At 66.9% G+C, this 14,582-nt stretch carries 10 protein-coding genes; 7 read left to right on the top strand and 3 right to left on the bottom strand.

Annotated features, from left to right (window positions below; translation table 11 throughout):
* The first annotated feature begins 5 nt into the window (after positions 1-5).
* The 3 genes from L5G32_RS15465 to L5G32_RS15455 are packed head-to-tail and all read left to right on the top strand — an operon-like array spanning position 6 to position 3,831.
* Positions 6-683, top strand: coding sequence for a DUF4956 domain-containing protein (locus tag L5G32_RS15465; RefSeq protein ID WP_237011964.1), 678 nt, complete (start codon positions 6-8; stop codon positions 681-683).
* Complete coding sequence (locus tag L5G32_RS15460) at positions 683-2,317, top strand: CotH kinase family protein (protein WP_237011963.1); 1,635 nt, start codon at positions 683-685, stop codon at positions 2,315-2,317. Before L5G32_RS15465 ends, L5G32_RS15460 begins: the two co-directional genes overlap by 1 nt.
* A gap of 47 nt (positions 2,318-2,364) precedes the next feature.
* Complete coding sequence (locus tag L5G32_RS15455) at positions 2,365-3,831, top strand: amidase (protein WP_237011962.1); 1,467 nt, start codon at positions 2,365-2,367, stop codon at positions 3,829-3,831.
* A 27-nt stretch (positions 3,832-3,858) separates the two neighbouring features.
* Here the strand turns inward: L5G32_RS15455 and L5G32_RS15450 are convergent, their stop codons facing one another.
* Both L5G32_RS15450 and L5G32_RS15445 read right to left on the bottom strand, forming a co-directional pair.
* A complete protein-coding gene (locus L5G32_RS15450) occupies positions 3,859-4,704 on the bottom strand; it encodes an SDR family NAD(P)-dependent oxidoreductase (protein WP_237011961.1) in 846 nt (281 codons plus the stop codon).
* Positions 4,705-4,808: 104 nt separating this feature from the next.
* A complete protein-coding gene (locus L5G32_RS15445; RefSeq protein ID WP_237011960.1) occupies positions 4,809-5,798 on the bottom strand; it encodes an isopenicillin N synthase family dioxygenase in 990 nt (329 codons plus the stop codon).
* 203 nt (positions 5,799-6,001) lie between these two features.
* On the opposite strand from L5G32_RS15445, the gene L5G32_RS15440 reads away from it, so the two are divergent.
* Together L5G32_RS15440 and L5G32_RS15435 are read left to right on the top strand one after the other, a co-directional pair.
* On the top strand, positions 6,002-7,042 hold the full coding sequence (locus tag L5G32_RS15440; RefSeq protein WP_237011959.1) for an NAD(P)-dependent alcohol dehydrogenase: 1,041 nt from the start codon (positions 6,002-6,004) through the stop codon (positions 7,040-7,042).
* Between the two features lie 111 nt (positions 7,043-7,153).
* Complete coding sequence (locus tag L5G32_RS15435) at positions 7,154-8,173, top strand: ABC transporter substrate-binding protein (RefSeq protein WP_237011958.1); 1,020 nt, start codon at positions 7,154-7,156, stop codon at positions 8,171-8,173.
* 21 nt (positions 8,174-8,194) lie between these two features.
* On the opposite strand, the gene L5G32_RS15430 is transcribed toward L5G32_RS15435, so the two are convergent.
* Positions 8,195-11,083: an FAD-binding and (Fe-S)-binding domain-containing protein gene (locus tag L5G32_RS15430; protein ID WP_237011957.1), complete on the bottom strand. Its 2,889-nt coding sequence runs from the start codon at positions 11,081-11,083 to the stop codon at positions 8,195-8,197.
* Positions 11,084-11,281: 198 nt separating this feature from the next.
* Here L5G32_RS15430 and L5G32_RS15425 point away from each other — a divergent pair, with 198 nt between their 5' ends.
* Both L5G32_RS15425 and L5G32_RS15420 read left to right on the top strand, forming a co-directional pair.
* Entirely contained in the window at positions 11,282-13,333 is a 2,052-nt protein-coding gene (locus tag L5G32_RS15425; protein ID WP_237011956.1) for a PhoX family protein, read from the top strand.
* A gap of 99 nt (positions 13,334-13,432) precedes the next feature.
* Positions 13,433-14,554, top strand: coding sequence for a lipase family protein (locus L5G32_RS15420; RefSeq protein WP_237011955.1), 1,122 nt, complete (start codon positions 13,433-13,435; stop codon positions 14,552-14,554).
* The last annotated feature ends 28 nt before the right edge of the window (positions 14,555-14,582 follow it).

The raw sequence follows: 14,582 nt of genomic DNA, 5'->3' as shown, positions 1-14,582 counted from the left end.
AATTCGTGAACTTTGACTTCCAAGATCTGAGCGGCACGTTCAGCACCCTCGACATCGTCGTGGCGCTCGCCCTGTCGTTCGTCCTCTCGGCGACGATCGGGTGGGTCTACCGCTTCACCCACAAGAACGTGTCGTACAGCCAGTCGTACGTGCAGACGCTCGTCCTGGTCGGAATGGTGATCGCCCTCATCATGCTCGTGGTCGGCTCGAACATCGCTCGAGCGTTCGCGCTCGTCGGCGCCCTGTCGGTGGTCCGATTCCGGAACGCGATCAAGGAGACCCGCGACGTCGGATTCATCTTCCTGGTGATGGCGGTCGGCATGACGACCGGCACACGCTTCTACGTGCTGGCGATCGCGGCGACGGTGACCATCTGCCTGGTGCTCATCGTGATGAGCAAGATGAACTGGTACAAACTCGACGTCCAGCGGCAGGTCGTCAAGGTTCAGGTCCCTCCGGAGCAGGCGTACGCCGCGCGCATCGAGGACGTGCTGATCGAGTTCTGTTCCGAGCACGAGCTCGTGTCCACCGAATCGGTACGAGCAGGCGCGCTCAACGAAATGTACTTCACGGCCCAACTCAAGAAGGGCCGCAAATCGGGGGATCTGGTGTCGGCGCTGAACGAGGTCAACTCCGGGCAACGCGTCACAGTTCTCACCGGTTACGACCAGACAGATCTGTGATGGCGTCGCGCGACGTGTCGACCCCGCGCCGCCGACTCCGCCATCGGATCCCCACTCGGATCCGCCGGCACTGGAAGTGGCCCGCGGCGCTCGTGGTCTTCGCCGTCGTCGTGATCGTGACGATGGGGACCATGACGGTCCGGCCGCTGATCAGCGGCGACGAGCGGGTGACGAGCTCGGACGTGACTGACGACATCGTGGGCACCGTCGACCTGTTCGACGACTCCGTCGATCACGAGTTCTCGCTCAAGATCGCCGACGCGGAGTACGCCGACATGATGGACGAGTACGCGAAGAACGGTGAGAAGAAGTGGGTCTCCGCCGACGTGACCATCGACGGAACTGTCGTCGACGACGTGGGCGTACGGCTGAAGGGCAACTCGACGCTGATGAGCCTTCGCAGCGGAGGCCGGAAGGGCCCCGGCGGGATGGGGATGCCACCGGGCGCCGAGCCGCCGGCCGGGATGGGACAGAACCAAGCTCAGCTGCCGGGCGCGCCGGGGCAGGAACAACAAGCAGAAGGACAACAAGCAGAAGGACAGCGAGGCATGCAGATACCCGGCGGCCCAGGTGGATTCACCACTCTGTCTGCTGACGATCCCGCGTCGCTCCCGCTGCTGATCAGCTTCGACAAGAACGCTGAGGGTCGGGCGTATCAGGGCATGACGCAGTTGTCGGTACGTCCTGGATCGCCGGTGCTGAACGAGGCGATGGCGCTCTCGCTGACCGAGGAGACGGGACAGCCGACCCAGCGTTACGCGTACACCGTGTACTCGGTGAACGACAGCCAAACCACCACCCGCCTGCTGTTGGAGCACCCGGACGCCGGTTACGCCGACTCGCTGTTCGACTCGGACGGGTACCTGTTCAAGGCGGACGCATCGTCGCGGTTCGAGTACGTCGACGACGACCAGTCCTCCTATTCGGACCAGTTCAAGCAGATCAACTCGGACGGCAACGGGAACCTCGAACCCATCATCAAGTTCCTGAAGTGGATGAAGTCGGCCGACGACGCCGAGTTCGACGAGCACCTGGCCGACTGGGTGGACGTCGACTCGTTCGCCGAGTACCTGGCCACCCAGAACCTGCTGTCGAACATGGACGACATGTCGGGGCCGGGGCAGAACTACTACCTCTGGTACGACCTGCGATCCACGAAGCTGTCGGTGATCTCCTGGGACCTGAACCTCGCCATGCAGGGCGATGCGAGCGCGGGACCGCACGACACGATCTCGATGGGCGGTGGCATGGGTGGCCCCGGCGGGCGCAATGCCGGGGGAGACCCGGCGGATGCGCGCGCAGCGGCAGGCGCGCCCGGCGGCGACAAACCCGCAGGCGACAGGCCAGGCGGCGATGAGAAGCCCGGCGGTATGCGAGGCGGTAATGAACTGAAGACCCGCTTCCTGGCGTCCAAGAAGTTCACGTCGACCTATGACGATGCCTACTGGAGGATGTACGACAAGACATACGGGGACTCGACCGCCACGGACACGTTGGATCACCTCGCATCAACGGTCCCGGTCAGTGAGGAGACGACGGCCGCGAAGCTCGCGACGGAGGTGAACACGCTGCGCTCGTGGATCACCCAGCGTCGCGATGCGCTCGCGCCGATCCGAAGCGGAGCCGACTCGTGACGGGTTCTCCGCGCGTTCGTTGTGAGCGGCGCTGTTAGGGTCTAGCGATGCAATCGCCCCGCACCTCCGATGACGATGACGACTCGACCTGGACTGATAGTGAGACCGTCACGACGGCGTCGGCCCTGGAGCTCGCTGCAGCGATTCGGTCGAGTCGACTCACCTCGCGCCGAGCGGTGCAGGAGCACATCGCGACGTTGCGCCGTCGTACCGATCTGGGGGCGGTCGCCGAGGATCGCTTCGAGCAGGCGCTCGTCGAGGCCGACGACGCAGACCGGGTCGTCGCCGCTGCGTCCGCGACGGATTCGTTGCCGCCGCTGCTCGGCGTGCCGTTCACCGTCAAGGAGTCGATCCCCGTCGCCGACATGCCGTACACCGGCGGGTTGGCGAGTCGTCGCGGAATCCGGTCGAGCGCCGACGCGGTCGCGGTCGCGAGGCTGCGCGCCGCCGGGGCGATCGTGATCGCCGTGACGAACACTGCCGAGCTCTGCCTGGGAATCGAGAGTTACAACGCGGTCTACGGCCGAACCGGAAATCCGTACGACCGCTCGCGCGTGGCAGGCGGATCGTCGGGCGGCGAGGGCTCGGCGGTCGGTGCGGGCGGCGCACCCTTCGGGGTAGGCGCCGACACGGGTGGATCCATCCGGATCCCGGCCTTCTTCTGCGGCGTTTTCGGACACAAGCCGACGCCGGGACTGGTGCCAAGCACCGAGCAGCTCCCGTCGCTCACGGAGTACTCCGACACCGACACCGATCCCATGGAGACCATCGGCCCCCTCGCCCGCAGAGCCGAAGACCTGATGCCGCTGCTGCGCATCATGGCCGATGCCGCCGACCTTCCCGATCCGACGAGCGTGGCCTTCGACGGCAGGCCGGTCATCATCCCCGAGCAGTCCACCTATCTGCGTCCGATCTCGGCGGATCTGGTCGCCGCACGCGACCGCGCAGCGCAGGTTCTCGCCGACGCAGGCGGCGAGGTACGCCACGTGCAGCTTCCCGCGCTGCGTCGGGCAGCGCAGTTCTATCTGCTCGAATTGCGGAGGCACGCAGGCCATCCTGTCGGCGAGTTGTTCAACCTGTTCGCGGAGTCGCCCTATGAGGGTCGTCGACCGGCGTGGGTCCGCGCACACAGCCCCCAGCTGAAGCTGGCGATCATCGGCGACCGCATCGCAGGCGTGGTGCCGGACGTCGCTCAGCGGAAGATCGCCGCCGCGGCCGATGCGTTGGCCGCGGAGATCGACGAGGCGATCGGCGACGGCGTGCTGCTCCACCCGCCGTTCCCGAGGGTCGCTCCACGCCACAACGGGACTCTCGCACGTCCCTGGCTGTTCGGCGGGGCAGCGGTGTTCAACTTGCTCGGGCTCCCCGTCACCCAGGTCCCGCTCGGCCTCGACCGTCGCGGACTGCCGCTCGGCACCCAGATCGTCGGCACACCCGGGAACGACCACGTCACGATCGCCGCTGCTCAAGAAGTCGAACGACGACTCGGAGGCTGGGTCCCGCCACCGGCGTGACGGGACTGGCGTGACGGGACTGGCGGGTCAGGGCGTCGAGTCGGCCCCAGACGCGCCGGAAGCAGAATTCTGTCGGTAGACGAACGTTCCGACCTGCACGTACGAGACGCGCTCGGCGAGCCGTGAGCTGATTCGGGTCAGGCCGCGATAGAAGTGCGCGTCCTTGCCGATGACGAGGGACGTCCGGCCCTTCATCGTCGCGGCGATCATCTTCTTGGCCGCCTTGCGGGCCGGCATGGCGAACGTCTTCGCGGCGGCGACGGGCACTCCCATGGTCTGCGCGGTGTTGCGGACGATATCGGTCCAGATCGTTCCCGGTATCACGGTTGTCGCCTTCACCGACGGCGACTGACGCCGCAGGTCCTGCGCCAACCCGTAGCCGAAGTAGGCGACGGCTGCCTTCGACGCGCCGTAGACGGCTGCGCCCGGGACGGGAACCAGCGCCGACATGCTCGAGGTCAGCATGATCCGTCCGCCCTCGGGGCGGGCGGCGAGATGCGGAAGGAATGCGCGGGTCATGGCGACGGTGCCGTGGAAATTGACGCCCATCAGCGCATCGATGCGTCCGGACGTGATGTCGGAGGTGCTCTCGCAGTCCTGCGCGATGCCCGCGATGTTGAACAGACCGTCGACGGCCCCGTGGGCGTCGATGACAGTCTGCGGGAAGGCGGCCACCGCGTCGTCGTCGGAGATGTCCAGGACGTGAGTCGAGATTCGTCGGGTGCCTGCCACGTCCGCCGTCTGGCGCAGGCCGTCCTCGTTGATGTCGACCGCGGCGACGATCGCTCCCTGAGCCACCAGTTCTAAGGCGACTTCTCGCCCGATCCCGTTGCCCGCACCCGTCACGACGAACACTTTTCCGGCGGTCTGCATGGTCAACTCGACACTTCTCTTCCTCGTCCGGCCCATCACGTTTGACACGTCCATAGAAATGTAACGCCTACGTCCGCCGGTGATCGCGGCAGGTGCTCGTCAGGTCACACGAGGTGCGGATGGTGGATCCGCGCCACGTCCGGGTGAGCCCGCAGCCTGGCCTTCAACATGTTCTCGCCGAAGGTCGCCGAGATGGGATTGTCGGGGTCGTCGGTGACGCCGCGGGCCGCGGACCTCAGATCCTCCGGCAGGTCCAGATGCGCCATCGACGACGACAGCGCCGGGTTGAAGAAGAACGGGATCGACAGTCGGGTCTGCCCGACCGGCGGCGAAACCACGCGGTGCATCGTCGCCGTCAGGTATCCGTCGGTGGCCCACTCCATGAGCTCGCCGGTGTTGACGACGAACGCGCCCGGCAGCGGCGGCACGTCGATCCAGGTGTCGCCCAGGACCTGCAACCCGTCCTTGCCGGGTTCGATCATCAGCAGGGTGAGCACCCCGGGATCCTTGTGCGCGCCGACGCCCTGGTTGTCGGCCGAGTCGCGTCCGGGGTACTTGATGAGTTTCAGGAGGGTGGACGGGCGATCGGCGAAGCCCGAGTCGAACACGTCGTGTGGTGCTCCGAGAGCGCTCGCCCACGCGCGCATCAGGCGCAGGCCGATAGACGCGCACTGCTCCTGCCAGTCGACGACGGCGGTCTTCAGTTCGGGAAGTGCCGCAGGCCAGAGGTTGGGTCCGTCGAGGAGCAGGAAGTCGTCGTCGCCATCGAGCGGCGGATACTCGGCCGCGACGTCGATCTGTTCGCGCCAGTCGATCTGGCCTTGCGTGTACTCGCCGCCGAATCGCGTGTAGCCGCGGAAATGGGGACTCTTCGTCATCTCGACGTCCCGTTTGTCTGCGTCGTCGAGGGCGAAGAAGTCCCGGCTCACCGCGAACATCCGGTCGATCTCGTCGTCGGCGACACCGTGTCCGACGAGATAGAAGAACCCGACGCGGTGCGTGGCGTCCAGGAGTCGCGTCCGGAACTCGGCGAGGTCGTCGGCGTCGCCGTCGAGCAGCGACATGTCGACGACGGGGAGTGCAGCGTTGCGCATACCGCGATTGTCCCACCGCAGGCGCTGTGACGTTCGCGTCAGAGCATGCGCCCTCACGCATGAGTACGATCGGTGGAGGACGTCGCCACCGTCGCGAGACTCCGGTCTCGTGCGCGCTCCGCCGATCATCCCTCGGTTCCGACCGGGTTCGACGCCGACGTCGCCAGAGATTCCACGCTCATCAGTTCGATTCAGGAGAGAATTTGCTGACCGTAAAGGCTTACGCCGCAACGTCCGCCACCGAACCGCTCGTCCCGACCACCATCGAACGCCGCGACGTCGGAGCGACCGACGTCCTGATCGCCATCCGCTACTCGGGCATCTGCCACTCGGACATCCACACCGTCCGTGAAGAGTGGTCCTCCGTCACCTACCCGCAGGTCGTCGGCCACGAGATCGTCGGCGAAGTCGCCGAGATCGGCTCCGACGTGACCGAATTCGCCGTCGGCGACCGAGTCGGTGTCGGCTGCATGGTCAACTCGTGCCGCGAATGCGAGAACTGCAAGGCGGGCATGGAGCAGTACTGCCTGAAGGGGAACATCGGCACGTACGCCGCCGTCGATCGCGACGGCACCATCACCCAGGGCGGCTACTCGACGCACGTCGTGGTCGACAAGGACTTCGTCCTGCGCGTCCCCGAATCGATCCCGTACGAGGCGGCCGCACCGCTGCTCTGCGCGGGCATCACCACGTATTCGCCTCTCGCACATTGGAATGCGGGGCCCGGCAAGCGCGTCGCCGTCGTCGGCATGGGCGGTCTCGGCCACATGGCCGTCAAGATCGCGTCCGCGATGGGCGCGGAGGTGACCGTGCTGTCGCAGACCCTGTCCAAGAAGGACGACGGTCTCGCGTTCGGTGCGAAGGACTACTACGCGACCAGCGACCCGCAGACGCTGAAGTCGCTGCGCAACTCGTTCGACCTCGTCATCAACACGGTCAGCGCCGAACTCGACTTCGACGCCTACGTCAAGACGCTGCGGCTCGACGGCGTGTGGGTGAACGTCGGTGCGCCGCCCGAGCCCGTCGCGATGCGCGTGTTCTCGCTGTTCGCGAACCGGCGGTCGTTCGCGGGCTCGAGCATCGGCGGCATCAAGGAGACCCAGGAGATGCTCGACTTCTGCGCCGAGCACGGCATCGCGCCGGCGACCGAACTCATCTCTGCCGACAAGATCAACGAGGCCTACGAGCGCGTCCTCGCCAGCGACGTCCGCTACCGATTCGTCATCGACACGGCGACTCTGTAGGCGACGGTCGCCGGTTCCAGACGGCGGTACGACGACCGGATTCTCGGGTCATCGGAGCCTTGCTAATGTGAGGCTTCCCAAAGTAGTTAGCCCCGAGAAAGTAGCTCCCCCATGGCTGATCCCGGACGTCTCCGCCGTCTGCTGGCGATCCTGATGATTGCGGGGCTGGCTGTGGCCGTGCCCGCCTGCTCGTCTGACGACACCGATTCCGGCACCGGAAACACCGACGTCGCGCTCGACGGCGAGCGGTTCGGCACTGCGGACACCGACACCGCGAAGCTCGGCACCGACGCGCAACCTGGCGTGTTCCCACGCACGATCAAGCACGCCGCGGGCACCACGGAGCTCGAGAAAGCGCCCGCACGGGTCGTCGTCCTCGACACGGGCGAGCTCGACGAGGTCCTCGCGCTCGGTGTCACCCCGGTCGGCATGGTCACCACCGACGGCGCCGATCCGACGCCGTCGTACCTGGCCGACAAGGTGAAGGACGTCGAGACGGTCGGCACCATCAAGGATCTCAACATCGAGAAGATCGCGACGCTCAAACCCGACCTGATCCTCGGCAGCCAGCTGCGCGTGGACAAGCTGTACGACCAGCTCAGCCAGGTGGCTCCGACCGTCCTGTCGATCCGCCCCGGTTTTCCGTGGAAGGAGAACTTCCTCCTCGCCGCAGACGCCCTCGGCAAGGAGACGGAAGCCGTCGACGTCCTGAACCGGTACTCCGACAACGCGAAGGCGCTCAAGGAGAAGGTCGATCCTGCGACCACGATCTCGCTCGTCCGCTTCATGCCTACCAAGCTGCGGCTCTACGCGAACAAGTCGTTCGCGGGCGTCGTCCTCAAGGACGCAGGCCTGGCACGTCCGAAGATCCAAGACGTCAACGAGCTCGCCGTCGAGATCTCGCGCGAGAACATCGGCAAGGCGGACGGCGATTACATCTTCTACTCCAGCTACGGCGAACCCGCCGTCACCGGAGAGTCCGAGGTAATCTCCGGTCCCGCGTGGAAGCAGCTGTCCGGCGTCCGCGAAGGCCGGTCGTACCGCGTCGACGACGGCGTCTGGTTCCTCGGCCTCGGCCCCATCGGAGCCGAACTCATGGTCAAGCAGCTCGGCGAATTCCTGGCCAAGTAGGACCTCCTGGGCACGTAGAAGTCATCCGTCGGACTCGGGTGACGGGTCGAGCATCTGAGCCAGGTGCGCCGACCCGTCGCCCGTCAGCTGACGGACCTGCATCTGGCAGCTGAAGCCGTCGGTCAGGACCGTGGCGCCGTCGTGCTCGCGAAGCGCAGGCGCCAGTGCTTGCTCGGCCACCGCCATGCTCGTCTCGTAGTGATCGGTCTCGAACCCGAAATTCCCGGCGACACCGCAACATCCGGTGGCCTCATGGATCTGTGAGACGCCGACGGCTCCGAGGGCACGTTGCTGCGTCGCGGCGCCGAACACGGAGTACTCGTGACAGTGCGTCTGCACGACGACCTGGTCGGGGACCTCGCGGGTCGGCTGCCAGCCTGCGGCGGCCTGCACTGCGACCTGTTCGGCAAAACTTCGGATCCGTTTCGACACCCGTGCGGCCGCGTCGGTCGGCACGAGTTCGGGCAGATCCTTGCGCATCGTGGCCGCACAGCTCGGTTCGGTGACGACGATCGGCCGGTCGGTACCGTCGTCGAGCGCCTCGGCGGCCCGCCGGAGCCGCTTCTTCGCCTGATCGAGCTGTCCGGTCGAGATCCAGGTGAGGCCGCAGCACACGTCGGTCCGCGTGTGCGCGCAGTGCCCGGCGTCTTCGACGACGCGTCGCGCCGCAGTGGCCACTTCGGGGCGGAATCCCTTGGTGAACGAGTCGATCATCAACACCACATCGGCGTCGGCGGTCGGCGTCGGACGCGCGAGCATTTTCTTCAGCCTGCGGCCCGACACGAACGTCGGCAGGTCGCGCTCGGTGGTCAGCCCGCCGAGCTTCAACGCCGCCGTGCGGAGCGGGGACTTCAACGCCGCGTTCACCAACGGCGCGGTCCGCGAGGTGATGGCCAGCCAGCGCGGCAGCCAACCGAGCGAATAGTGCGCGGTCGGACGGCGTCGTCCCCGGTAGTAGTGGTCGAAGAACTCCGACTTGTAGGTGGCCATGTCGACGCCCGTCGGACAGTCCGTCGAGCAGGCCTTGCACGAGAGGCAGAGGTCGAGGACTTCGCGCACGTCGTCGGACCGCCATCCGTCGTCGACGGTCGCCGCGCCTCGGATCATCTCCTGCAGCACGCGCGCGCGGCCACGCGTAGAATCCTTCTCGTCGCCGGTGGCTCGGTAGCTCGGGCACATGACGCCGCCGCTGTGCGACCGGCACCGTCCGACTCCGATGCACGACTGCACCGCGTCGACGAACCCCTGACCCGGTTGTGCGTCGGGCGACCCGAACTCGAAGCTCGTCCGCCACGGTAGCACCGGCACCCCGGCCAACGCGAGGTCGGCGACCGGTTCGACGGGGGACACCAGGATCCCGGGATTGAGGAGCCCCGCCGGATCGAACACCGTCTTGAAGCGGGAGAACGCCGACATCATCGCCGGCGAGTACATGATGGGCAGCAGACCCGAGCGGGCGCGGCCGTCGCCGTGCTCGCCCGACAGGGTTCCGCCGTGTCGGACGACGAGCCGGGCCGCGGCGTCGAGGAACCGGGTCATCACGTCGCGTCCTTCCGCGGTGACCTGGTCGAACGTGATGCGAATGTGCATGCAGCCCGCACCGAAGTGCCCGTACATGACGCCGATCAGATCGTGCTCGACGAGGAGTTCAGTGAAGTCGGCGAGGTAGTCGGCGAGGTTCTCCGGGGCCACCGCGGAGTCCTCCCAGCCGGGCCACGACGTGACGGAGCCGCCGTCGGACAACGGCAGCCGAGACGACAGTCCCGCACCGTCCTCACGGACGCGCCACAGTCCCTTGCGGACCACCGGATCGGTGACGACGACGCCGTCGAGCACCCGCCCGTTGCCGCGCAGCGCGGTGAGAAGGCGGCCGGCGGCCGCGGACACCTGGTCGGCGCTGTCGCCGTCGAGTTCGACGTACAGCCAGGCGTGGCCGGGCGGCAGAGCGGCGACCGAACCGGGGCCGCGCCGGGCGCGCATCGTGTCGACGATCAGCTCGTCGATGCCTTCGACCGCCGACGGCGACCACTGCAGGATGTCGGGGACGTCGCGGGCAGCGTCGACCACGTCGTCGTATCCGAGGATAAGCAGTAGCGCCGACGGCGGCACGTCGACGATCCCCACGGTCGCGGCGACGACCACCGCGCAGGTCCCCTCACTGCCGACGAGCGCCCGTGCGACGTCGAAGCCGTTCTCCGGCAACAGATGCGACAGGTGGTATCCGGAGACCTGGCGGGGGATGCGACCGAGCTCGGTGCGGATGCCTGCCAAGTGGTCGCGCGTCAGATCGGCGAGGTCGGCCGCCAGCTGTGCCGCCCTCGCGACGGCTGGCGCATCCGACGGATCGGTCGGATGCACACCGGATCGGGTGGCGGTGACGCGGGTGCCGTCCGCGAGCACGAGGTCGAGGGCGACGACGTGGTCGGTGGTCCGGCCGTAGCGGACCGAATGGTTGCCGCACGCGTCGTTGGCGACCGATCCGCCGACCGTCGCCCGTGACTTCGACGACGGGTCGGGGGCGAAGGTCATCGCACCGTCGGTGTGCCGCTCGACCGCGTCGGCCAACTGCGCGAGGACGACGCCGGGCTGCACCGTTGCGGTGCGCGTGTCGGCGTCGATGTCGACGATCTCGTTCATGTGTCGTGACAGGTCGAGGACCAGTCCGTCGCCGACTGCGTTGCCTGCCATCGACGTACCGCCGCCGCGCACCGACACGATCACGTTCTCGGCGTGGCACCACGCCAACGTCGCACTGACGTCGTCTGCGGTGCGCGGAAACCCGATGCCAGCGGGCGGAATGCGGTAGTTGGAGGCGTCGTAGCTGTACGCACCGCGCCGACCGCTTGACGTGTCGACGTCGATCGGGCACGTGGCGAAGCGAGCTCCGGCGGCGGTGGACTGTCCGTTCACGACGAGTTCCTCTCTCTTCCACGTACTTCAGGCCAGCTTGGCACGAACACGGCAGTCGGGGAGGGACTTGTGCCCGCAGCCGCCTGTTCGTCTCGCGTTCACTCCGATGACGACGAACCGTGGATAAGTCTCCATATCGTCGTCGGCGTATCCGCTCAGCCCAACGGCGGACGAGACTTCTAGACCGAAGGCGATTTCATGCGTATTCCGTTGCAGTTGTTCACCATTGGTGGAGACGGTGTGGGCCGATCGGCCCGTGCACGCGTCACCTGCCGTTACAAGTGCGGCGAGGCGTGCTGGCACGAGCCGGGCAACACCAGCGACAACGAGTACTTCCGTGACGTTGCCCGGACGGCGCTCTCGCGTCGGACGGTCCTGCGGGGCAGTGCGGGCGCGGTGCTCGCGGTGGGAGCCACGTCTCTCCTCGCGGCGTGCGGCGACGACGGGGCCACGTCGAGCGGCGCGCCGTCGACCGGGTCGGGCAGCGGCCCGGTGGACGGCATGAAGTTCGACATCGTCACACCCAACACCGACGACGCGTTGCGCGTCCCGAACGGTTACGACCAGAAGGTCGTCATCCGCTGGGGCGATCCGGTGGTGCCGGGCGCCCCCGAGTTCGACTTCGAGAACCAGACGGCCGACGCGCAGTCGAAGCAGTTCGGTTTCAACAACGACTTCGCGGGCCTCATCCCGATCGCCGGCCACGACGGCAGCTTCTACCTCGTCGTGAACCAGGAGTACACCTCCGAGGAGTTCATGTTCCACGGCTACAAGGAGAAGGAGCCTACCGAGGAGCAGGCGCGCATCTCGATGGCTGCGCACGGCATCACCGTTCTCGAGGTGAAGGCGTCCGGCAAGGACGGCTCGCTGACGCCCGTAGTCGGACCGCGTAACCGTCGCATCACCGCGAGCACCCCGTTCCGGCTGACCGGTCCCGCGGCAGGCACCGACTTCGTGAAGACCACCGCCGACCGCGCGGGGAACGCGATCGCGGGCACCATCGCCAACTGTTCGGGCGGCATCACACCGTGGGGGACAATGCTCTCCGGCGAGGAGAACTACAACAACTACTTCTCCAACACGAGCAAGGTGACCGACAAGGCGGCGGCCGCGCACTTGAAGCGTTACGGCTTCGAGGACGACGCCGACTACCACCAGTGGGGCAAGTTCGAGACGCGCTTCGATCTGGCGAAGGATCCCAACGAGGCCAACCGCTTCGGTTACGTCGTCGAGGTCGATCCGACCGACCCGAACGGCACCCCTCTCAAGCACTCCGCGCTGGGACGCCTCAAGCATGAGTCGGCCACCATCCACGTGGTGAAGGACGGACCGAACGCGGGCGCCGTCGTCGCCTACACCGGCGACGACGAGAAGTTCGAGTACATCTACAAGTTCGTGTCGAGTCGCAAGATCAAAGAGGGCGACACGCGGCACAACATGGGGATCCTCACCGAGGGGACGCTGTACGTCGCATCGTTCTCCAGCGACAAGCCGGTCACGACCGACGACGCTGCGGGCAGCGGCACATGGCACAAGCTGATGACCGTCGCGGCCGACGGTTCGGCACAGTCGCACATCAAGGGGATGACGGCCGCCGAGGTCGCCGTGTTCACGCGTGAGGCGGCCGACAAGGCCGGGGCGACCAAGATGGACCGTCCCGAAGACATCGAGCCGCATCCGGTCACCGGCAAGGTGTACTGCGCGCTCACCAACAACGACGATCGCGGCGTCGACGGTGAAGAGGGGCCGACGGCAGCGAACCCGCGCAACGAGAACAAGAGCGGTCAGATCCTCGAGATGACCGATGATCACGCCGGGGAGTCGTTCACCTGGGATCTCCTGCTCGTCGCCGGTGATCCGAAGGCCGCCGACACCTATTACGGCGGCTTCGACAAGGAGAAGGTCAGTCCGATCTCCTGCCCGGACAACGTCGCGTTCGATCCGCACGGCAACCTGTGGATCTCCACCGACGGCAATGCGCTCAAGAGCAACGACGGCTTGTTCGCGGTGGCTCTCGAAGGGGAGCGTCGCGGCGAGACCAAGCAGTTCCTCACCGTTCCGCGCGGTGCGGAGACCTGCGGGCCGATCATCGACGAGAAGCGGGTCATCGTCTGCGTCCAGCATCCGGGCGAAGAGGACGACTACTCGGCCGACCGCCCGTTCTCGCACTGGCCCGACGGCGGGAACGCTCAGCCGCGTCCGTCGGTCGTCGCCGTGTGGCGCAAGGGTGGGGGAGCCGTCGGCATGTGACCCGGTGCCGCGCACCCCTTCTCGGACAGTCTCGGTCTCGGCGAAATCGCCGGTACGACGGCGTACTGTCATCTGCACGGCCTACGAGAGGGGTGAGCGGTGTTCCCGGTACGACGACTTCTCATTGGAATCGCAGCGTCTGCACTGCTTGTGACTCCGGCGGTGTCGCCGCCGATCGCGTCGGCCGCGAGCAACGACCACGGCTCTCTCATCTCCATGACGGTGCGGCCCGACGGCTGGCGCGGACTGTCGAACGGTCGCGCAGTCGACTACTGGACGCAGGACCCGCAGGGTCGTCCGGTGCAGACGAGTGGCGCCGTCTTCGTGCCGACCGGACGAGCACCGGCGGGCGGGTGGCCGATCGTCGCGTACACGCACGGTACCTCGGGATATGGAACTGGTTGCGGCGGACAGAGTTTCGCCGATGCGGAACCCAACCGCTACATCACGCGGCTGGTCGGGAACGGCTACGCCGTCGTCGCACCCGACTACGTGGGGCTCGGACACGAGGACGTCGGCGTCCACCCGTATCTGAACACGCGCAGTGAGTCGTCGGCGACCATCGACCTCGTCACGGCCGCGCGGACCTTCGAGTCGTCGTTATCGAAGAAGTGGGCAGTGACCGGCGACTCACAAGGCGGGCAGGCCGCACTCGCCACGGCGCATCGGCAGAAGACCTACGGTCCGGAGACGGACTTCCGTGGGGCGGTGGCGATCGATCCCGAGTCGGACGTCGAGAAGATCATGCCGTTCCTCGGACCGTACGTTCCGGCGTTGCCGTCGCCGCTCGACGGCTCGTACGGCTTCCTCCTCGCGACGTTGGCTGGCCTTCGGCAGGCCGATCCGGGCGCGCACGTGAACTCGTATCTCACCCCGTACGGCAAGAACCTCGTCGACCAGGTCGGTACGACGTGCCACGGTCCGGAGTTGCCGGCGAACCTCGCCTTCGGCTCGCTGTTGTCGCGCCCGCTGACGACACCGCAGATGACGTCGGCCTTGAACCGCTACATGGCGGTCCCGGTCAGCGGTTACGACGAGCCGATCCTGTTGCTCCTGAACTCGCGCGACACGACAGTGCCGTCGCCGCTGCATGCGAAGCTCGCTGCGGACTTCGCTCTGAACGGCGTCCCGTTCACGACGGTCGTCGGCGACGGCTCGCACACCGATATGAACGCCGCCCAGTGGGCAGCTTTCGATCGCTTCTTCGCCCGTCGCCTCTAGCCAGGCTCGCTGGTCGAGCATCTCTTCG

The organism is Gordonia zhenghanii (assembly GCF_021738965.1).
Classification (GTDB): Bacteria; Actinomycetota; Actinomycetes; order Mycobacteriales; family Mycobacteriaceae; genus Gordonia; species Gordonia zhenghanii.
The sequence above is the reverse complement of the archived record's forward strand: the minus strand, read 5'-3'. Positions and strand labels throughout refer to the sequence as shown.